The sequence below is a fragment of the Variovorax sp. W2I14 genome (genome assembly GCF_050435205.1).
GTDB classification, from domain to species: Bacteria; Pseudomonadota; Gammaproteobacteria; order Burkholderiales; family Burkholderiaceae_C; genus Variovorax; species Variovorax paradoxus_C.
This window is the reverse complement of sequence record NZ_JBNDJX010000001.1, coordinates 5632701-5652021: the sequence shown is the minus strand read 5'-3', so window position 1 is coordinate 5652021 and position 19321 is coordinate 5632701. Positions and strand designations below refer to the sequence as shown.

The following is a 19321-nucleotide window of genomic DNA, read 5'->3' as shown; positions in this document are numbered from 1 at the left end:
CGGTCAGGCGGGCAGGCGAAAGCAGGCCGGCCGGTCAATCGCTGTCACGGCCCGATGACGGGGCCGCCGACTTGGCCTCGAGCAGCACGCAGATCGCACGCACCTGCTGGTGGATGATCTGGGCCACCTCGGCGCGCCGCGCCGGTCCCATACGGCTGGAGATGGCCGCCACGCTCACCGCCGCGACCGGGTTGTCGGGCGGAAACGCCACGCCGATGGCCGCCGCGCCAGGCGTGGCCGCGCTGTCCAGAAATGAATAGCCCTGCGCGCGCGTCTGCGCGATGGCCTCGCGAAGGAAGCCCGGCTCGAAGGCGCCGAACTTGGCATAGCGGGCCTCGTTGGCCGCGACGATCAGCTCGGCCTCCGCCTCCGGCAGCGCGCTCAGGATCGCCAGGCCGCCGGCGCCCACGCCCATGGGACGGCGAATGCCCACATCGAGCGTCAGCGCCTTGATCGGGTAGGCGCCCAGCGCCCGGCTGGTGCAGATGGACTCGGGCCCTCGCCGCTCGCTCAGGTAGACCGTGTCCTGCGTGAGGTCGGCGATGGTGCGCAGCGCCTCGTCGCACAGCTCGCTCAATTGATAGTGCGGCTGGGCCAGCATGCCCAGCTCGTACAGGAGCGGCCCCAGGTGGTACTTGCGGGTGAGCAGGTCGCGCACCAGGAGCCCCTCCACCTCCAGCCGCTGCAGCATGCGAAAGCACGTGGACATGGGCAGGCCGCTCAGGCTCACGACGTCGGCGATGCGCATGCCGCGCCGGCCGCGAGAAGCGACGACGCGCAGCATGCCCACCACGCGCTCGATGCTCTGGGTGCCCGAGCGTGCGCCGTTCTCGGAAGGCGGCGGGGACGCGGGAGTGGCAGTCTTCGCAACAGGGGCTCGGCGTTTAGTTTCCACAATGCGGCAGTAATTCGGGTTGTTCCCCAAGAGCGGAGGAATTCGCTCGAATGTAATAGGTATCTGAACCCACCGAACTCCCATATCGTGGAAATGAAGAAGATGCCCCAGACGATGACAGAGAAGATCCTCGCCCGCGCAGCAGGCAGGTCCAGCGTGGCACCCGGCGAAGAGATCACCGCCCGGCCGGACTTCGTGATCGCCTACGACTTTCCCGGCTACACCGACGTGTTCTTCAAGGAAACGCGCGAGGACTTCGGGATCGAGAAGGTCGCGCGCCCCGAGCGCTTCGTGCTGTTCATCGACCACATGGTCCCGGCCACCGCCCCGAAGGAAGAAGAGCTGCACAAGATCACCCGCGCCTGGGGCAAGGAACAAGGCGTGCCGGTGCACGAACGCGAGGGCATCGGCCACCAGGTGGCTGCCGAACTGGGCTACGCCACGCCGGGCGCCTTTGCCGTTCACTTCGACGGCCATGTGAGCCAGCTGGGGGCCTTCGGCACCTTCGCCTTCGGTGCGCGAAAAGGCGTGCTCGAGTCCTTCGTGACCGAGACGCTCACCCTGACCGTGCCCGCGACCGTGAAGGTCGAACTGACGGGGGCGCTGCAGCCCGGCGTGATGGCGCGCGACGTGTTCCACCACATGGTCCGCGTGATGGGACCGGCCTCCTGCTGCTTCAAGGTGGTGGAGCTGTGCGGGCCGGTGATCGACGCGATGAGCATCGAAGGACGCCAGACCATCTGCGGCCAGGCCATGTTCCTCGGCGCAACCACCATGCTCATCGCGCCCGATGCGAAGACGCTGGCCTATGTGCAGGGGCGCTCCAAGATCGCGCTGGACCCGGTGTACCCCGATGCCGACGCGCACTACGACCAGGTGGTGACGATCGATGTCTCGGCGCTCGAGCCCATCGTCGTGGTGCCGCCGAGCCCCGCCAACACGCGGGACCTGAAGGACTTCACCGGCGTGGAGGTGCACACCGGCTACCTCGGCTCGTGCGCGAGCGGCCGGCTCGAGGACCTGCGCATCGCGGCCGAGGTGCTGCGCGGGCGGCATATCCAACCGGGCTTCCAGTTGCACGTCGTGCCCACGTCGAAGGCCATCATGGCGGCCGCCGCGCGCGAAGGACTGATCGAGGTGCTGGTCGAAGCGGGCGCCTTCATCAGTTCGCCCAGCTGCGACTATTGCTTCGGCCGCATCGCCACCATGACCGACGGCCAACGCGCCGTGTCTACCGGCACGCTGAACACACCGGGGCGCATGGGCAGCGTGGATTCGGAGATCTACATCTGCAATGCCGCGGTGGTGGCGGCCTCCGCGCTGGAAGGCCGCATCGCCGATCCGCGCCCATATCTCGCGCAAGCCGCCGCAGGAGCCCTCGCATGAGCCTCGAAAACCTGCGCGGGCGCGTGGCCTGGGTCTTCGAGGAAGACGACTACGACATCGACCTCATCGTCGGCGTGCGCAACATCAAGATCACCGACGTGAAGGAGCTGGCCGCGCTGGCCATGGCCGACTACACCCCGGGCTTCGCGGCCAGCGTGCGCAAAGGCGACCTGCTGGTCGGCGGCCACAACTTCGGCTACGGCCATCCTCACTACCCGGCGATGCGCGCGATGCGGCACCTGGGCATCTCCGCGGTGATCGCCGAATCGTTCTCGCCCGGGTTTTTCCGCGGCGAGACGAGCATGGGCTTTCCGCTCGTGAGTTGCCCCGGCATCCGCGCTGCCACGGCGCGCGGCGACGAGCTCACGGTCGACTGGGCCACGAGCGAAGTGAAGAACCTGCGCTCTGGCCAGATGCTGGCGCTGCAGCCTTTCTCCGATTCCGAGCGCGGCATGCTGGACGCGGGCGGGCTCATTCCGTATCTGAAGCGCCGCACGGCCTGACCTTTTCTGCAAGCCCATGGCGCAGCGCCCATGCCGGGCCGCGGCGCACTTTTTTCAGGAGACAAACGATGACCTCATCTCGCCAGGCGCTGCGCCAGCGCATCACCCACGGCCCCACCCTCTGGTGCGGCGGCGCGCAGGACGCGCTGTCGGCACTGCTGGTGGACCAGTCGGATTTCGACGGCATCTTCAGCACGGGCTTCGGCATCTCGGCCGCGCTGCTGGGCCAGCCCGACATGGAGCTGTACACGCTCAGCGAAAACGTGGCCACTGTGAACCGCATGGCCAACGTCGTTCGCAAGCCCATCTTCGTGGACGCGGACACAGGCTACGGCAGCGTGCTCAACGTGGGCCGGGCGGTGCGCGAGTTCGAGAAGGCCGGCGCCGCGGCCCTGCAGCTGGAAGACCAGGTCAGCCCCAAGCGCTGCCCCGCCGCCACGCCGACGTCCACGCTGGTGTCGATCGACGACGCGCTCGCGCGCATCAAGGCCGCGCTCGATGCGCGCACCGACCCGGACCTGCTGATCGTCGCGCGCACCGACGCGCAGGACCCCGGCGAGGCGCTGGAGCGCGCCGCCCGTTACGCGGAGGCCGGCGCCGACCTGATCCAGCCCATCTCGCGCACGTTCAACAGCTACCAACAGCTCGTGCAGCTGCGCGAAGCCTGCGGCCGACGGCTCTCGCTGATGCTGATGGCCGGCACCTGGATGACCGCGCTGACACGCGAGCAGATCGAGAGCGTGGCGGCGATCGCCAGCTATCCGATCGCGGGCCTGCTGACCACCGTGCACACGGTGCAGGCCAACCTGCGCGAGCTGGCGCGCCGCCGCTCGGGCGATTTCGCCGACCTGCCATTCGCGCAGACGCCGATGGCCGACTTCAAGGACCTCATCGGCTGGCACGCGCTCGAAGAACGACAGGCCCGGTACGAGACCGGCGGCGCCCGCTAGCGCGGCCCTTTCGTTCCCGTCCCCTCAAAGAAAAACCAGGAGCAACAACGTGCGTACTCTTACCCTCATCGGCCGCGTCGTCGCGGCAGGAACATTGGCCTTGGGCCTGGGCACTTTCGCCATGGCGCAAGGCGACGCCGGCGCCTATCCGACCAAGCCGATCCGGCTGGTGGTTCCCTATCCCCCGGGCGGCGCGACCGACGTGGCCGCTCGCATGCTGAGCCCGCGCCTGCAGGAGGAGCTGGGGCAGACCGTGGTGGTCGAGAACCGGCCCGGCGCGGGCGGCAACATCGCCATGATCAACGTGGCGCAGAGCGCGGCCGATGGCCACACGCTGGCGGTGACACTCACGGGCATGCTGTCGATCAACCCGGTCATCTACAAGAAGGCGGGCTTTCAGGCCACGGACTTCGTGCCGGTCTCGCGTGTTTCGCTCGCGCCGCTGCTGCTGGTGGTGCCCGAGAAGTCGCCGTACAAGAACGTGCAGGAGCTGCTGGCCGCGGGCAAGAAGGCCGGCAAGGGCGGCATGCCCTACGGGTCGGCCGGCGCGGGCGGGCTGTCGCACCTGGCGTCGGAAGCCTTCAACGCCAATGCCGACGGCAACTTCACGCACGTGCCCTACAAGGGCGGCGCGCCGTTGGTGCAGGCGCTGATGGCCAACGAAGTGACCTGGGGCCTGCTGGGCACGGGCGACGTTCGCAGCTTCATCCAGTCGGGCAAGCTCAAGGCCATCGGCCAGCTGCGCAACGGCCGCTCCGAACTGTGGCCCGACGTGCCGACGCTCACCGAGCAGGGCGTGCCGGGCGGGGTGGACTTCGATGTCTGGTTCGGCGTGGTGGCGCCCGCCAAGACGCCCGCGCCGGTGGTGAAGCTGCTCGGCGAGAAGATCGCCAGGATCACCGCCGAGCCGGCCTTCCGCAAACGGCTCAATGAACTGGGCGGCGTGGCGCCGGCGACGGGCAACACGCCCGAAGCCTTTGCAGAGGTGCTCAAGCGCGAGCTGGCGGTACTGCCCAAGGCGGCGCAGGAGGCGGGGTTGCAGCTCGATTGAACCGCGGCCGAAAGTCGGTCCGCGCCCGTCACTTGGACTTGGGCAGCGCATAGGCGATCACATGGTCCCCGGTGCGCGTGCCGAGCGAGCCATGTCCGCCGGCCGCCACCAGCACGAATTGCCGCCCGTCGCTCCCGCGGTAGGTCATCGGCGTCGCCTGCCCACCCGCGGGCAGCCGGCTGCGCCACAGCTCCTTGCCGTTGCCGACGTCGTACCCGCGTACGTACTGGTCGAGCGTGCCCGAGAGGAAAGCCACGCCCCCCGCAGTCATCACCGGCCCGCCCAGGTTCGGCACCCCCATCGCAAAGGGCAGCGGCAGAGGCGAGCTGTCGCGCACCGTGCCGTTCTTGTGCATCCAGATGACCTTGCCGCTGCGCAGGTCCGCCCCCGCCACATGCCCCCACGGCGGCGCCTGGCACGGCAACCCCAGCACCGAGGTGAACGCGCTGAGCTTGATCGCGAACGGCGCGCCGAAGTTCTCGTTGAGCGCGGGCAGGCTGTCGTTCGGCCGGCTCTTGCCCTGCACGTACAGCGTGGTGTCGTCCGCGCGCGGCACCAGTTGCGACACGAAGGCCAGCGACGCCGGCGTGGTGAAGGCGATCTGCCGCTGCGGATCGACCGCGATGCTCCCCCAGTTGAAGACGCCGAAGTTGCCCGGGTAAATGAGCGAACCCTGTGTCGACGGCGGCGTGAAGCGGCCCTCGTAGCGCAGCCGGTGGGAAAGCGATGCGGCAGGCGAGCTGGTCGAAGATCGTGCCGCCCCACATGTCGGACGGCTTCAGCGCGGGCGGATCGAACGAGAGCCCCGACACCGGCTGCGTCGGCGCGGTGCGGTCGCCGGTGGCGGCGCCCTGCGGCGCGAGCCGCTCGTTCACCGGCACGATGGGCCGGCCGTTGCGCCGGTCGAGCACGAAGAGCTCGCCCTGCTTGGTCGGCTGCACGAGCGCGGGAATGGTCTCGCTGCCCACGCGCAGATCGATGAGGCTGGGTTGCGAAGGCACGTCGTAGTCCCAGAGGTCGTGATGCACCGTCTGGAAGCTCCAGCGCACGCGGCCGGTCGCCAGATCGAGCGCCACCACCGACGACGAATAACGCTCCGCGCCCTCGGTGCGCTTGCCGCCCCACTGGTCCGGCGGCTGGTTGCCCGTGGGCACGTAGACCAGCCCCAGCGCCTCGTCCACGCTGGAGATGGACCAGCTGTTGGGCGAGTTGACGGTGTAGGTGCGGTCGGCCGCGATGGGCGCTGTCTCGTCGGGGTTGCCCGAATCCCAGTTCCACACGAGCGCGCCGGTGTTCACGTCGAAGGCGCGGATCACGCCCGAGGTTTCCTTGGTCGAGACGTTGTCGAGCACGGTGCCGCCCACCACGATGAGCGAGCGCGTCACGACGACGGGCGAGGTCGAGTAGTAGGAGCCCACCTTGACGTTGGGCATGTTCTTCCAGAGATCGATCTGGCCGCTGCCGCCGCCGAAGGCCATGCAGGGCTTGCCGCTTTCGGGGCTGAGCGCGATCACGCGGCCATCGGCGGTGGGCATGAAGAGCTTGGCGTCGCACTCGCCTGCCGGTGCTGAAGGCGTCGGCGATGGCGACGGCGTCGGTGTGACGCCCTGCGCCGTGCTGCCGGCGTAGTACGAGAGGCCGCGGCAGGTCAGGTGCTGCAGCGCGAGCGATTTCTGAATGTCGGGCGTGTAGCGCCAGATCTGCTCGCCCGTGGTGGCGTTGAGCGCGATCACAGCCTGGTGCGGCGTGCAGAGAAAGAGCCGCTCGCCGATCTTGAGCGGCGTGACTTCGAAGGTCGTCTCTTCCGGATCGCCGGGCTGGCCGCGCACGTCGCCGGTGCGGAAGTGCCAGGCCTCTTCGAGCTGCCCGACGTTGGCCGGGGTGATCTGGTCGAGCGCCGAATAACGCTGGCCGAAGCCGGTGCCGCCGTAGGCGGTCCAGTCGTCCTTCGGCGGAGGCGGGCTGGCGAGCGCGGCGGCAGCAGTTGCACTGCTCGATGCATTCGATGCATCGGGCAACGGCGCGATGCCTTCGATGCGGCCGGGCTCGCGCGTCCACGAGAACACCGCCGCCAGCAGGAACGCCGCGAGCACCACGCCGAGCACGGCGCGCGTGCGGCCGATGCCGGTTGCATCGCGCCGCGCGAGCGCACGCGCCACCCATGGCGAAAGCAGAAACAGGCCGATCACGAAGAACACATCGCCGCGCGCGGCCAGCGGCCACCAGTCGAAGCCCACTTCCCACAACGCCCACACCAGCGTGAGCAACACCACCGCCGCATAGAACAGCAACCCGATGCCGCCGCCACGTTTGAGCAGCAAAGCGGAGGCGATGAGCCCGAGCCCCGCCACGAGGTAGTACCACGAGCCGCCGAGCGCGATGAGCCATGCGCCCGCGACCACGAGCGCGAGGCCCGCGAGACCGAGGACCACGGCGACAACGACAAGCAATGTGGAGGGCGACGAGGACTCGGCGGGCTGGGTGAACTGGGCGGAGGAACGCGTCATGCTGGGACTCCTGGAGGCGGAATCCTCAAACGGTAGAGCATCGATCGCGCGGCGCGCGTAGGCCGAAGGCTCAGGCGGTGGCTAGAACGCGCTCGGCGCGCGCGCGACGCGTTCTCGCATCGGGTTGCAGCGGCCTTAAGTATTCGTGCAACGCCAGCGCCGCGGCGCCGACCGCGGGCGCGAGCTCTTCATAGCGCGCGATGCGCAGCCCGGGAGCCGGCATGCCCGCGCCATCGGCATGGCGCTTCACGGCCTCGAACGCGGCCAGCACGAAGCCGCGATGCGCCGCGCACGACTTGCCGCCCAGCACGATGGCGCGTGGATTGAAAGTCACCCACAGGTTCTGCAGCAGCACGCCGAAGAAGGCCGCGGCGCGCTGCATGTCCACGCCCTCGCGCTCCAGCGTGCGCGAACCGAAGAAGGCTTCGGCGCAGCCGCGCCGTCCGCACGAGCACAGCGGCCCGTCGAGTTCGAGGATCGTGTGGCCGATCTCGCCGGCCATGCCCTGCGCGCCGGTGAAGAGGCGGTCGTTCAGCACCACGCCCGCGCCCACGCCCACGTCGCAGCTCACGAAGATCAGCGGGTCTTCGCCCTCGCCCGCGGCGAATTCGTATTCGCCGAGCACGGCCGCATCGGCATCGTTCTGCAGTTGCACCGTGACACCCGGCAGGCCCGCGGCGGCGAGCGATTTTTCGAGCGCGGGCAACAGGCTCACGTTGCGCCAGCCGAGGTTGGGTGCGAAGCGCACGACGCCGGTGCAGTCGTCCACCGCGCCCGGCACGCACACGCCGATGCTCGAGAGGCTGAGGCCCAGCGCGTCGAGTTGCTTGTGTGCGGCCGAGGCCATGCGCGCGACCTGCGCGCACACGCCGGCGGGCGAGCCGTCTGTCAGCGCGTGGGTGTTGGAGTACAGCACCTCGCCCTGCAGCGAGACGCACACGAGCCGCACGGTCTCGACCGCGATTTCCACGCCCATCAATGCGCGCACGCCGACGTTGATCTGCAGCGGCGTCGAGGGCCGGCCGAGCCCGTCGTTCACGGCCGCATCGGACTCCTTGAGCCAGCCTTCGTCGAGCAGTTCGCGCACCAAGAGGCTCACGGTGGATTTCGTGAGGCCGCTCTCGATGGCCAGGCGCGCACGCGACAACCCCGGCTGCGCACGCAGCAGCCGCAGCAGCACGCTGCGGTTCATGCGCTTGAGCAACTGCTGGTCGCCGATGGTCTTCATGTCGCGCGGTGCGTCGTCAGACAGTTGCCGCGGCGGCGGTCGCGGCGTGGTGGGCCTGCTCCCTGCCTTCGGGCCGCTTGCCCGCGATGATCATGCCGAGCACCTCGTCTTCGGTGACGTCCTGGGTGCGGTAGGTGCCCACGAGCTTGCCGTTCTTCATCACCGCGAGGCGATCGCTCAGAGAGAACACGTCGGGCATGTCGTGCGTGATGAGGAAGATGCCCACGCCATCGGCCTTGAGCTGCTTCACGAGGCCGCCGACCATCGCGGTTTCTTCGGGGCCGAGCGCGGCGCAGGGCTCGTCCATGATGAGGATGCGTGCATTGAAATACAGCGCGCGCGAGATCGCCACCACCTGCCGCTGGCCGCCCGAGAGGCGGCGTACCGGCACGCGGATGTTGGTGAAGTTCTTGTTCAGGCGATGGAACACTTTGCGCGCCTGCACTTCCATGAAGTGGTCGTCCAGCGTGTTCCAGCGCGTCATCTTCTCGCGGCCGAGAAAGAGGTTGGACACCGAGTCGAGGTTGTCGGCGAGCGCGAGCGTCTGGTAGATGGTCTCGATGCCTTGCGCCTGCGCTTCGGCGGGCGTGCGGATGTTGACCTTCTCGCCCGCGATCAGCGTGTCGCCCGAGTCGATGGGGTAGGCGCCCGCGAGCATCTTCATGAGCGTCGATTTGCCCGCGCCGTTGTGGCCGAGCAGCGCGACCACTTCGCCGGGGTAGAGGTTCACGCTCACGCCGTCCACGGCCTTCACGCCGCCGAAGGCCTTGCGGATCTCGCGCAGTTCGACGAGGGGTTTCGTCGTGTCCGGGGGGGTGCTCATTGCGACTCTTTCCTACGGTTGGCCTGCGCAGCGAGGCCTGTTCGGGAGCTCCCGCGGAACCGGCTTTGCCGGGCCGCAGGGTGCGCCCCCTTGAGGGGGGATGCGGCTACACGAAGTGAGCAAGAAACGGGGGTGGGCTTCACTTCAGTTCTCCCCGAACTTGCGGCGGTAGAGCACGTCGAACACGACCGCCACGATCAGCACCTGGCCGATGATGACCATGCGCTTGCCGATCGGCACATCGAGCAGCAGCATGCCGCTGTCGAGCGACTGCATGATGAGCGCGCCCAGCACCGAGCCGAAGATCGAGCCGCTGCCGCCCGCGAGCGCCGTGCCGCCGATGACGGCTGCCGCGATCACGTAGAGCTCCATGCCGGTGCCCAATGAATTGGTGCCGGCGTTGAGCCGCGCGATCGACACGATGGCCGCGATGGTGACCAGCACCGCCAGCAGCGCGAACAGCATCAGCGTGACGCGCTTGACCGGAATGCCGACCAGCGCCGCCGCATCGGGATTGCCGCCCATCGCGAACACGTAGCGGCCGAAGCGCGTGCGGTGCACGATGAACGACAGCACGATGGCCACCACCGCCCAGATCAGCACCGGAATCGGAATGCCCTGCGGCTCCGACTTCGACGAGATCTGGTAGTTGTTCATGACCGCGGCGAAGCCGAAGACCACCGCCACCGGCACGGCCGTGATGAGCACGTCGAGCCACAGCGGCTCGGTGGGCATGTCGTAGCGCTGGCGTGCGCGGCGCTTCTGCACCATGCGGCCGAAGAGCACGAGCGCCACCAGCGCCGCGATCACCCAGCTCGCCGTGGTGCCGATGCCGCCGTCGTAGCCGCCGCCCAGGCGCTGGAAGAACTCGTCGTTGACCGGCTGCGTCTTGCCGTCGGCCACGAGAAAGGCCGCGCCGCGGAACGACATGAGCCCGCCGAGCGTGACCACGAACGAGGGCACGCCGAGCACCGCGGTGAGCCAGCCTTGATAGATCGACACCAGGAGCGCCACCGCCAGGCCCGCGAGGCAGGCCGTGGGCCACGACCAACCCGAGGTGTATTGCAGGTACGCGATGAGCACGCCCACGAAACCCATCACCGAACCGACCGACAGGTCGATGTGGCGCGCCACGATGATCAGCACCATCACGGTGGAGACGATGCCCACCACGGCGGTCTGCTGCGCGACGTTGTAGAGATTCTCGGGCGAGAGAAACACGCCGCCCGACATGACGCTGAAGGCCACCGCCATGACGACCAGCAGCACGCACATCAGGATCAGGCGCAGGTCGACGCCCGTGCGGCGCCACCATCCAGGAGTTTCATTGCTCATTTTCTGGGTACCCCCTCAAAGCGGATGCGCGACCGCGTCCCGGCCGGGCCTTGCGGGCCCGGCCTGACGCATGCATCGCGCGGATTGACTGACGACTGGCTGGCTTGGCTTGCTTACTTGCAGGCCGCGGGTGCGCTGGCGGCGGGGACGCCCTTGCAGAGCTCGTCCTTCTTGATCCAGCCGGCCTTCACGACGACATCGAGGTTGTCGCGCGTGACGGGCACCGGCGTGAGCAGGCGGGACGAGAGCGCGACCTTCTTCGGGCCCGAGTTCCACTGCGCGGCCTTCTCGACCGGCTTGCCCTGCGACAGCGCGATGGCCGCGGAGGCGGCTTCGCGGCCGAGCTCGCGCGAGTCCTTGAAGATGGTGGCGGTCTGCGTGCCCAGCGCGATGCGGTTGAGCGCCGCGAAGTCCGCGTCCTGGCCCGACACCGGCACGCCGCGCAGGCCCTTGGCCGTGAGCGCCGCGACCGCGCCGCCGGCGGTGCCGTCGTTGGCAGCCACCACCGCATCGACCTTGTTGGCGTTCTTGGTGAGGATCTGCTCCATGTTCTTCTGCGCGACCTCGGGCTTCCAGCCTTCGGTGTATTCGTCGCCGACGATCTTGATGTCGCCCTTCTTGATGGAGGCATCGAGCACTTCCTGCTGTCCTGCGCGGAGGAAATCGGCGTTCGGGTCGCTCGGCGAGCCCTTGATGATCACGTAGTTGCCCTTGGGCTTGACCTTGAGCACCTCGCGCGCTTCCATGCGGCCGACCTCGACGTTGTCGAAGGTGATGTAGAAGACGCCGGGCGCTTCGATGAGGCGGTCGTACGCGACCACGGGCACCTTCTGGCGCGTGGCCTTGGTGATGGCGGGCAGGATCGCGTCCTTGTCCATCGCCAGCACGATGAGCGCCTTGGCGCCCTTGGACATCAGGCCCTCGATGTCGCCCAGTTGCTTCTCGGGCGAGCCGCCCGCGTCGGCGCTGATGTACTTGGCGCCGAGCTTTTCGAGTTGCGCCTTGATGGCGGCCTCGTCGGTCTTCCAGCGCTCTTCCTGGAAGTTGGACCAGCTCACGCCGACCACGGTCTGGGCCAGTGCGCTCACGGCGGTGAGGCCGAAGGCCATGGCGGCCAAAGTTTGTTTGAGTTGCATCGGTGTCTCTCCTGCCGTGTAAGAAATTAGTTAGTTTGAAAGGCGAACTAACTATCCCATCGCTGCCGGAAGATTGGCATCGGGGAATTCCCCGAGCGCCTGAACGCAACGAATCAGAGCGGAACGGGCGTCGGTGAAAGGGCTGCGGCCACCCGGAGCCAGCCCAGTGCGCTGCCCGCCACCGTCCAGCGGCCGTCGACGGCCTCCAAGGCAAAGCGGGCTCGGCTGCCGGAAAACGGGCCGGGGTTCTGCTGGACGATCTCGACCTCGCGCTCGCTGACCGCGGCAACGATGGCGACGTGGCCGTACGGATTGAAGAGCGTGGGCGGGAACACGATGAGGTCGTCGACCTGCGGCTTCTCGGGTCCGGCATTGCGGTACTGCACGAGCGCCCGCTTCGGGTTCAGCGCGCCCTGCGCCGTGTTGGCGTCGAAGAAGTCCTTGGCGTTGCCGAAGGCGTCCGGCATGCGGTGGTTGAAGCGCTCGAAGTAGTAGCGCTTCACGAACTCCACGCATTGGTACTTGATGCCCAGGTTGTAGCCGTCGCGCGAGAGTGCGCGGCCCTCGGAGTTGTTGACGCCGCCGTTGTAGTAGACCTTCACGCCGTTGAACTCGTCGACCACCGCGCCCACCTCCTGGCCGGGGTTGAGATTCGTGTAGGTCACGACGCGGTAGCCGGCGGCGGCCAGCACGGCGGCGCCGGCGAGGCAAAGAAGAAGGGTTCGCAGACGAATCATGGGCTGGAGGTTAACGCCCGACGATAGGGGCGCCGCACCGGCGCGGCCAGTGCCGAAGGTCACCCCCGCGAATGCCTCGCCGCCTGTCCTCGGGCATGATCGCGGGCACAAAAAGACTGGAGACGAGACACCGATGGACCCGAGCATTTCCCCCGGCGCCGGCGAGGCGCTGTATCGCACGATGGTGCGCATCCGCGCATTCGAGAACGCCGCCGAAACAGCAAGCCAGGGCGGCGTGAGCGCCTACGGCCAGCAGGCCGGCGCCGCCGCCAAGGTGCGCGGCCCGCTGCACCTGTCGACCGGACAGGAGGCCGTGCCCGCGGGCGTGTGCGCGCACCTGCGCACCAACGACTACCTCACCTCCACGCACCGCGGCCACGGCCACACGCTGGCCAAGGGCGCGGACCTCACGCGGATGATGTGCGAGCTCTTCGGCAAGGCCACGGGTTTCAACGGCGGCAAGGGCGGCTCGATGCACATCGCGGATTTCTCGGTCGGCATGCTGGGCGCCAACGGCGTGGTGGCGGCGGGCTTGCCGATCGCGGTAGGTGCGGCGCATGCGCAGAAGCTGCTGAAGAAAAGCGACGACATCACGGTCTGCTTCTTCGGCGATGGCGCCATCAACCGCGGTCCCTTTCTGGAAGCGCTGAACTGGGCGCGCGTTTATGAGCTGCCGGTGCTCTTCGTCTGCGAAGACAACCGCTGGAGCGCCACCACCGCGAGCGGACCGATGACGGCGGGCGACGGCGCCTCGGCGCGCGCCATGTCGATGGACATCGCGGCCACGCAGGTCGATGGCAACGACGTGTTCGCGGTGCACGAAGCCGCCGCGCGGCTCGTGAAGGAAGTGCGCAGTGGCGCCGGCCCGCGCCTGCTGCATGCGCTGACGTATCGCGTGAAGGGCCACGTGTCGGTCGATCTCGCGGCTTATCGCGATCCGGCAGAACTGGCCGCGGCGCTCGAAACCGATCCGATCGCCCGTACGCGCGGTCACCTGCTCTCGGCCGGCGTGAGCGCGGCCACGCTCGATGCCATCGAGAACGCGGCGCGCGACGAAGTCGACACCGCGCTGGCCATCGCCGATGCAGCACCCTGGCCCGATGCCAGCGCCGCATTCACCGACGTGCAGACCATCGGAGCAGGCCAATGGCATTGAAGAAGAAGGAACTGAGTTACTCCGAAGCCGCCGTGCTCGCCGTGCAGCGCGAGATGGAAGCCGATGCGCGCGTGGTCGTGCTCGGCGAGGACGTGGGCCGCGGCGGCATCTTCGGCCAGTACAAGGGACTGCAGCAAACCTTCGGCGCCGAACGCGTGATCGACACGCCGATCAGCGAGGCCGCGATCATGGGCGCCGGCGTGGGCATGGCGCTCGCGGGGCTGCGCCCTGTGGTCGAGATGCGCGTGGTCGATTTCGCGCTCTGCGGCATGGACGAGCTGGTGAACCAGGCCGCCAAGAACCGCTTCATGTTCGGCGGCCAGGGCCGCGTGCCGCTGGTGGCGCGCATGCCGGGCGGCATCTGGGACGCGTCGGCCGCGCAGCATTCGCAATCGCTCGAGGCCTGGTTCGCGCACCTGCCGGGCGTGGTGGTGGTGAGCCCGTCGACGCCGCAGGACAACTACGGCTTGCTGCGCGCCGCGCTGCAGTGCGGCGACCCGGTGGTCTACATCGAACACAAGACGCTGTGGGGGTTGCGCGGCGAAGTGGACGAAGACATCGCCGTGCCGCTCGGCAAGGCGGCGCGCGTGCGCGAGGGCGATGCGCTCACGCTCGTGAGCTGGAGCCGGCAGATGCAGGCTTGTGCCGCAGCCTGCGATGCACTCGCGGCCGAAGGCATCGCGGTGGACCTGATCGACCTGCGCACGTTGTGGCCGTGGGATCGCGAGACGGTGCTTTCGTCGTGCGCGCGCACCGGGCGGTTGCTGGTCGTGCACGAAGCCGTGCAGGCCGCGGGCTTCGGCGCGGAGATCGCGGCCAGCGCCGCGGAGGCCACGGGCTGCCGCATCGCGCGGCTCGGCGCGCCGCGCATTCCGGTCGGCTATGCGCCGGTGCTGGAGGCGCAGTCGCGCATCGGCGCGGAGGCCATCGCGGCCGCCGCGAAGAAGCTGCTGGACTGAGTCTGCGCGTCCGGCGTCAGGCTGCGAAGCCGCCGTCGACGTTCAGGCTCGCACCGGTCACGAAGGCCGCTTCGGGGCTGGCGAGGTACGCCACCATGCTCGCGATTTCATCGGGGTGGCCGTGGCGAGGCAGCGCCATCAGGCCGTGCATCGCGGCGGCGTTGGGGCCGTCGACCGGGTTCATGTCGGTGTTGACCGGGCCGGGCTGCACGTTGTTGACGGTGATGCCGCGCGGGCCGAGGTCGCGTGAAAGCCCTTGCACCAGGCCCTTCAACGCCGACTTGCTCATCGCATAGGCCGCGCCGCCGGGCCAAGGCATGCGCTCGGCGTTGGTGCTGCCGATGTTGATGATGCGGCCGCCCTCGCCCATGTGGCGCGAGGCTGCCTTCGCTGCGACGAACACGGCGCGCACGTTGACGTCGAGCGTCTTGTCGAAGTCTTCGAGCGAGAAGTCGTCCAGCGCGCCGCCGAGGAACACGCCGGCGTTGTTCACCAGGATGTCGATCTTGCCGAGCGTGCGGGCCGCTTCGTCGATGCCGGCGGTGAGGGCCGCGGCGTCGGCGCTGTCGATCTTGAGCGCGAGCGCGCGGCCGCCTTCGGACTGGATGCTGCGCACCAGTTCGTCGGCCGGTGCGGCGGAACTCGCGTAGCTGAAGGCCACGGCGGCGCCGTCGCGCACGAGGCGGCGCACGATGGCCGCGCCGATGCCGCGCGAACCGCCGGTGACGAAGGCGACCTTGCCGGCCAGGACAGAAGAAGAGGAGGAAGAAGAAGTGGTGGAAGCCATGATTTTTCCGTTCATTGAGTGGAGGAATGACTTCAGTGTCGGGATTCCACTCCTTCTCCGGTAGCCATCAATCGGCGCAATCAAATTCAACCCAAAGTTGAAGATGAGGTCGAAAATGAACGCATGGAACCGCTCAATCACCTCGAATCCTTCGTGCAAAGCGCCGAGAGCGGCAGCTTCTCGGCCGCCGCGCGGCGCCTCGGGCTCACGCCGGCGGCGGTCAGCAAGAACGTCGCGCGGCTCGAAGCGCGGCTGGGCGTGCGCCTCTTCCAGCGCAGCACGCGCCGGCTCACGCTGACCGAGGGCGGGGAGCGCTTCCTGGCGCAGATCGGCGGACCGCTCGCCACGCTGCAGGAGGCGGTGGCGGGCCTGGCCAAGGACGACGGCCAGCCCGCCGGCACGCTGAAAGTGAGCATGGGCCAGGCCTTCGGGCGCGAGCACGTGCTGCCGATGATGGGCGACTTTCTCGCGCGCTATCCGTCGATCCTTCCCGACTGGCACTTCGACAACCAGCAGGTGGACCTGGTCGGCGAGGGCTTCGATGCGGCCATCGGCGGCGGCATCGATCTGTCGCCCGGCGTTGTGGCGCGCGAGCTGTCGCGCATCCACGTGGTCGCCGTGGCTTCGCCGGCCTACATGGCCGGACGCGCGCTACCAGCGCAGCCCGCCGACCTGGCGGGCTTCGACGCGCTGCTGCGGCGCTCCTCGCCCACCGGCCGACTGCGCAGCTGGACGCTGCAGCACGCGGGCGGCCAGCAGGCCACGGTGGAGTTGCCGCGGCCGCGCGCGATCTTCAACGACCCCGAGGCCATTGCCCACGCCGCGCTGCTGGGACTGGGCGTGGCGATGCTGCCGATGCCTTTCGTCGAGCGGGGCCTTCGCAGCGGCGAGCTGGTGCGGCTGCTGCCCGAATGGCACTTCGACGCGGGCGTGGTGTGGCTCTACTACCCGAGCAAGAAGCTGTTGCCGCCCAAGACGCGCGTGTTCGTCGACTTCGTGCTGGAGCGCTTTCGCCGCGAGCGCTTCGCCGAGCGGATGCAGGTGGCCTGAACGGGTCGGTTCCCGGGGTTTTCACTCGCGGCGGCGGGGCCGGTTCGCCTGTAAAAAGGCGCGCATGAACTTATCTTTCAAAACGAATCGCCGGGCCGCGCTGACGGCGTCGGCCGCCGCTGCTGCCATTGCATTGATGGCGCCCGCCGCATGGGCCCAGGGCACCTGGCCGACCAAGCCGGTGCGCATCGTCGTGCCCTTCGCGGCCGGCGGCACCACCGACATCCTGGCGCGCGCGGTCGCGCCCGAGCTCTCCAAGGCCTTCGGCCAGCAGTTCATCGTGGACAACCGCGCGGGCGCGGGCGGCAATGTGGGCGCCGAGCTCGTGGCGCGCGCGCCGAACGACGGCTACACGCTGCTGATGGGCACGGTGGGTACGCACGGCATCAACCGGGCGCTCTACCCCAAGCTGCCCTTCGATCCGATCAAGGACTTCGCGCCGATCACGCTGGTGGCGGCCGTGCCGAACGTGATGGAAATGAACGCCGACAAGGCCAAGGCGCTGAACATCCACAACGTGCAGGACTTCATCAAGTACGCCAAGGCCAACCCCGGCAAGCTGAACATGGCATCGAGCGGCAGCGGCACCTCGATCCACCTGGCGGGCGAACTCTTCAAGAGCATGACGGGCACGTTCATGGCGCACATCCCGTACAAGGGCTCGGGCCCGGCGTTGCTGGACATGGTGGGCGGCAACGCCGACGTGATGTTCGACAACCTGCCCTCGTCGATGGCGCAGATCAAGGGCGGCAAGCTCACCGCGCTGGCGGTGACCAGCGCGCAGCGCTCGCCGGCGCTGCCGGATCTTCCGACGGTGGAAGAAGCGGGCGGCCCGACGCTCAAGGGATTCGAGGCGAGTTCATGGTTCGGCCTCCTGGCGCCGGCCGGCACCTCGCCCGAGATCGTGAACCGGATTCAGCAGGAAGTGGCCAAATCGCTCGGCACGCCCGCCATCAAGGAAAAGATGCTCGCGCAGGGTGCGATCCCGAGCGGCAATTCGCCGGCCGACTTCACGAAGCTCATTGCGAGCGAGCACGTGAAGTGGGCGAAAGTCGTCAAGGACTCCGGCGCGAAGGTGGACTGACGACGACCTGCTTCAGGTGCTCCAGGTCACGTCCTTGTTGTCGGCCTGCGAGTCCTTGAGCATGTGAAGCAGGGGGGCTGCACGCTGGTGCAGTCCGACATGCTGCTTCTCGGCCTCGCTGGTGTGGCCTTCGACGGCGTAGTCGTCGTTGTTGTGGCTGTTGCTGCCCTCGCGCGCCAGTGCGGCCTCGAGCGCGGCGATGGCCGCAGGAATCTGCTCGACCGTGATGATGCCTTGCGGCGCCGGGGACTTGCCGACGATGTCGAGCAGCTGGCGCGCATGGACTTCGAGCATCACGAAATCAGGAGCGGCCCGGGACTTGAAACGATAGAGCATGGTTGTGTTCACTCACTTGTTGTAGATGTAGTCACGGGCAAAAGGGTACACCGATTGCGCGCCGCGCAAGACGCCTGCGCGCCCTACATCGCCGTCAGGCTTTGTCGACAACATCTGATGCAAGGAGATCCATCCCTGCTCGAAACTCATGGCCGAGCCCGCAAGGTACAGGCGGTAGGCGCGCAGCACGCGCTCGGCGTTCTCGGCCTGGCGGCCGCCGCTGCGCTGCAGCACCTCGCGCGCCGCATCGAGCTGCGCCTCGAGCGCATCGGACCAGGCCCAGAGCGTGCGCGCATAGTGCGGGCGCAGGCTCTCGGTGTCGACCATCTCCAAGCCTGCGGCCGCGGTCTCGCGCAGCACGTGCGTCACGTGCAGCAGCTCGCCGCCGGGGAAGATGTACTTCTCGATGAAATCGCCCATGCCCGCGCCGAGCTGCCGGTAGTTGAGCTCGCCCGAGGTGATGCCGTGGTTCATGACCAGGCCGCCGGGCTTCAGGAGCGCATGGATCTTGCGGAAGTAGGTCGGCATGTTGGCCGCACCCACATGCTCGAACATGCCGACCGAGGAGATCTTGTCGAAGGGCTGATCGGCCGAGAGCTCGCGGTAGTCGCGCAGCTCGACACGCACGCGGCCCTGTAGACCCTTCTCTTCGATGAGGCGCTGCACGTAAGCATGCTGGTTCTTCGACAGCGTGATGCCGGTCGCATCGACGCCGTAGTGCTCGGCCGCCCACAGGAGGAGCGCGCCCCAGCCGGAGCCGATGTCGAGATAGCGCTCGCCCGGCTGCAGCATGAGCTTCTTGCAGATGTGGTCGAGCTTGGCTTCCTGCGCCTCGGCCAACGTGAGCTCGGGCGTGCGGAAGTAGGCGCATGAATAGACCCGGCGCGCATCGAGCCAGAGCGCGTAGAAGTCATCGGAGACGTCGTAGTGGAACTCGATCTGCGCCGCATCCTTGCGCAGCGAATGCGAGCCGTGCGACTTGGCCCGGTGCTGCAGGCGGCTCCACCAGCCGGTGTCGGTTTCGGCCGGGTTGCCGGGGAGCATGCCGACGGTGGCGTCGATCAGGTCGCGCATGGCGCCTTCGATCTGCACCTTGCCCTCGACGTACGCCTCGCCGATGGCCCCCACCTGCCGGGCGGCCAGCTTGGCCAGCACCGTCCACTCCTTGAAGGCCAGCGTGACGCGGGCCCCCGCCTGGGCTACGCGCCGGCCATCCGGCAGCTCCAGCGCGATGGGGACAGGCAGCGAAGCCAGCTGCGACTCGATCTTGGGTATCAAGTGTTGCATGGGGCCGATGGTATTGATTTTTGCAAGTGTTTGCATCCCTGCCGCGCGGTCCCGCCGCAGGGCCATCGCGGGGGGCGTTATCAAACCCGGATTGACAGCAAATCGTTTATG

At 68.2% G+C, this 19321-nt stretch carries 17 protein-coding genes and 1 pseudogene; 8 read left to right on the top strand and 10 right to left on the bottom strand.

All coding sequences use genetic code 11. From position 1 onward, the window contains the following. Window positions 1–34: 34 nt before the first annotated feature. On the bottom strand, window positions 35–793 hold the full coding sequence (locus QF040_RS26425; protein ID WP_429613467.1) for an IclR family transcriptional regulator: 759 nt from the start codon (window positions 791–793) through the stop codon (window positions 35–37). 216 nt (window positions 794–1009) lie between these two features. Here QF040_RS26425 and QF040_RS26420 point away from each other — a divergent pair, with 216 nt between their 5' ends. From QF040_RS26420 to QF040_RS26405, 4 genes are all read left to right on the top strand, one after another. Beyond that, window positions 1010–2281, top strand: coding sequence for a 3-isopropylmalate dehydratase large subunit (locus tag QF040_RS26420; RefSeq protein ID WP_429613466.1), 1272 nt, complete (start codon window positions 1010–1012; stop codon window positions 2279–2281). Beyond that, complete coding sequence (locus tag QF040_RS26415; RefSeq protein WP_429613465.1) at window positions 2278–2784, top strand: 3-isopropylmalate dehydratase; 507 nt, start codon at window positions 2278–2280, stop codon at window positions 2782–2784. Before QF040_RS26420 ends, QF040_RS26415 begins: the two co-directional genes overlap by 4 nt. A gap of 68 nt (window positions 2785–2852) precedes the next feature. Next, on the top strand, window positions 2853–3734 hold the full coding sequence (locus QF040_RS26410; RefSeq protein WP_429613464.1) for an isocitrate lyase/PEP mutase family protein: 882 nt from the start codon (window positions 2853–2855) through the stop codon (window positions 3732–3734). Between the two features lie 49 nt (window positions 3735–3783). Then, window positions 3784–4785 (top strand): Bug family tripartite tricarboxylate transporter substrate binding protein, encoded by a 1002-nt coding sequence (locus QF040_RS26405; protein ID WP_429613463.1) that lies wholly within the window; start codon window positions 3784–3786, stop codon window positions 4783–4785. A gap of 28 nt (window positions 4786–4813) precedes the next feature. Here QF040_RS26405 and QF040_RS26400 read toward each other — a convergent pair. The 6 genes and pseudogenes from QF040_RS26400 to QF040_RS26375 all read right to left on the bottom strand — a co-directional run bounded on the left by QF040_RS26400 (window position 4814) and on the right by QF040_RS26375 (window position 12551). Then, window positions 4814–7292: pseudogene (locus QF040_RS26400) on the bottom strand (glucose/quinate/shikimate family membrane-bound PQQ-dependent dehydrogenase). A 70-nt stretch (window positions 7293–7362) separates the two neighbouring features. Continuing rightward, on the bottom strand, window positions 7363–8520 hold the full coding sequence (locus tag QF040_RS26395) for an ROK family transcriptional regulator (RefSeq protein WP_429613462.1): 1158 nt from the start codon (window positions 8518–8520) through the stop codon (window positions 7363–7365). A gap of 16 nt (window positions 8521–8536) precedes the next feature. Then, a complete protein-coding gene (locus QF040_RS26390; RefSeq protein ID WP_429613461.1) occupies window positions 8537–9343 on the bottom strand; it encodes an ATP-binding cassette domain-containing protein in 807 nt (268 codons plus the stop codon). A gap of 144 nt (window positions 9344–9487) precedes the next feature. Further along, window positions 9488–10678, bottom strand: a complete 1191-nt coding sequence (locus QF040_RS26385; protein WP_013544085.1) for a sugar ABC transporter permease — start codon at window positions 10676–10678, stop codon at window positions 9488–9490. Between the two features lie 113 nt (window positions 10679–10791). Beyond that, window positions 10792–11814: a D-xylose ABC transporter substrate-binding protein gene (xylF, locus tag QF040_RS26380; RefSeq protein ID WP_306882083.1), complete on the bottom strand. Its 1023-nt coding sequence runs from the start codon at window positions 11812–11814 to the stop codon at window positions 10792–10794. 113 nt (window positions 11815–11927) lie between these two features. Continuing rightward, window positions 11928–12551, bottom strand: a complete 624-nt coding sequence (locus QF040_RS26375) for a CHAP domain-containing protein (protein WP_429613460.1) — start codon at window positions 12549–12551, stop codon at window positions 11928–11930. Between the two features lie 133 nt (window positions 12552–12684). Between QF040_RS26375 and QF040_RS26370 the strand changes: the two genes are divergently transcribed. Continuing rightward, on the top strand, window positions 12685–13707 hold the full coding sequence (locus QF040_RS26370; RefSeq protein ID WP_429613459.1) for a thiamine pyrophosphate-dependent dehydrogenase E1 component subunit alpha: 1023 nt from the start codon (window positions 12685–12687) through the stop codon (window positions 13705–13707). Beyond that, a complete protein-coding gene (locus QF040_RS26365; protein ID WP_429613458.1) occupies window positions 13698–14666 on the top strand; it encodes an alpha-ketoacid dehydrogenase subunit beta in 969 nt (322 codons plus the stop codon). The genes QF040_RS26370 and QF040_RS26365 overlap by 10 nt, the downstream gene beginning before the upstream one ends. A 16-nt stretch (window positions 14667–14682) precedes the next feature. Here QF040_RS26365 and QF040_RS26360 read toward each other — a convergent pair whose 3' ends face one another. Continuing rightward, the gene (locus QF040_RS26360; protein WP_307602932.1) at window positions 14683–15453 is read right to left on the bottom strand and encodes an SDR family oxidoreductase; all 771 of its coding nucleotides are present in this window, start codon (window positions 15451–15453) and stop codon (window positions 14683–14685) included. Window positions 15454–15576: 123 nt separating this feature from the next. On the opposite strand from QF040_RS26360, the gene QF040_RS26355 reads away from it, so the two are divergent. Both QF040_RS26355 and QF040_RS26350 read left to right on the top strand, forming a co-directional pair. Next, window positions 15577–16503, top strand: coding sequence for a LysR family transcriptional regulator (locus QF040_RS26355; RefSeq protein ID WP_306882088.1), 927 nt, complete (start codon window positions 15577–15579; stop codon window positions 16501–16503). A 64-nt stretch (window positions 16504–16567) separates the two neighbouring features. Beyond that, window positions 16568–17587, top strand: a complete 1020-nt coding sequence (locus QF040_RS26350; protein WP_429613457.1) for a Bug family tripartite tricarboxylate transporter substrate binding protein — start codon at window positions 16568–16570, stop codon at window positions 17585–17587. Between the two features lie 12 nt (window positions 17588–17599). Here QF040_RS26350 and QF040_RS26345 read toward each other — a convergent pair whose 3' ends face one another. Continuing rightward, window positions 17600–17923: a DUF1840 domain-containing protein gene (locus QF040_RS26345; protein ID WP_013544093.1), complete on the bottom strand. Its 324-nt coding sequence runs from the start codon at window positions 17921–17923 to the stop codon at window positions 17600–17602. A 12-nt stretch (window positions 17924–17935) separates the two neighbouring features. Next, window positions 17936–19210, bottom strand: a complete 1275-nt coding sequence (locus tag QF040_RS26340) for a class I SAM-dependent methyltransferase (protein ID WP_429613456.1) — start codon at window positions 19208–19210, stop codon at window positions 17936–17938. Between the last annotated feature and the right edge of the window lie 111 nt (window positions 19211–19321).

Coding starts and splice junctions, on each gene's coding strand:
- QF040_RS26360 (WP_307602932.1), bottom strand. CDS start 15,453: ATGGCTTCCACCACTTCTTCTTCCTCCTCTTCTTCTGTCCTGGCCGGC.
- xylF (WP_306882083.1), bottom strand. CDS start 11,814: ATGCAACTCAAACAAACTTTGGCCGCCATGGCCTTCGGCCTCACCGCC.
- QF040_RS26415 (WP_429613465.1), top strand. CDS start 2,278: ATGAGCCTCGAAAACCTGCGCGGGCGCGTGGCCTGGGTCTTCGAGGAA.
- QF040_RS26355 (WP_306882088.1), top strand. CDS start 15,577: ATGGAACCGCTCAATCACCTCGAATCCTTCGTGCAAAGCGCCGAGAGC.
- QF040_RS26350 (WP_429613457.1), top strand. CDS start 16,568: ATGAACTTATCTTTCAAAACGAATCGCCGGGCCGCGCTGACGGCGTCG.
- QF040_RS26370 (WP_429613459.1), top strand. CDS start 12,685: ATGGACCCGAGCATTTCCCCCGGCGCCGGCGAGGCGCTGTATCGCACG.
- QF040_RS26420 (WP_429613466.1), top strand. CDS start 1,010: ATGACAGAGAAGATCCTCGCCCGCGCAGCAGGCAGGTCCAGCGTGGCA.
- QF040_RS26365 (WP_429613458.1), top strand. CDS start 13,698: ATGGCATTGAAGAAGAAGGAACTGAGTTACTCCGAAGCCGCCGTGCTC.
- QF040_RS26390 (WP_429613461.1), bottom strand. CDS start 9,343: ATGAGCACCCCCCCGGACACGACGAAACCCCTCGTCGAACTGCGCGAG.
- QF040_RS26345 (WP_013544093.1), bottom strand. CDS start 17,923: ATGCTCTATCGTTTCAAGTCCCGGGCCGCTCCTGATTTCGTGATGCTC.
- QF040_RS26340 (WP_429613456.1), bottom strand. CDS start 19,210: ATGCAACACTTGATACCCAAGATCGAGTCGCAGCTGGCTTCGCTGCCT.
- QF040_RS26395 (WP_429613462.1), bottom strand. CDS start 8,520: ATGAAGACCATCGGCGACCAGCAGTTGCTCAAGCGCATGAACCGCAGC.
- QF040_RS26375 (WP_429613460.1), bottom strand. CDS start 12,551: ATGATTCGTCTGCGAACCCTTCTTCTTTGCCTCGCCGGCGCCGCCGTG.
- QF040_RS26410 (WP_429613464.1), top strand. CDS start 2,853: ATGACCTCATCTCGCCAGGCGCTGCGCCAGCGCATCACCCACGGCCCC.
- QF040_RS26385 (WP_013544085.1), bottom strand. CDS start 10,678: ATGAGCAATGAAACTCCTGGATGGTGGCGCCGCACGGGCGTCGACCTG.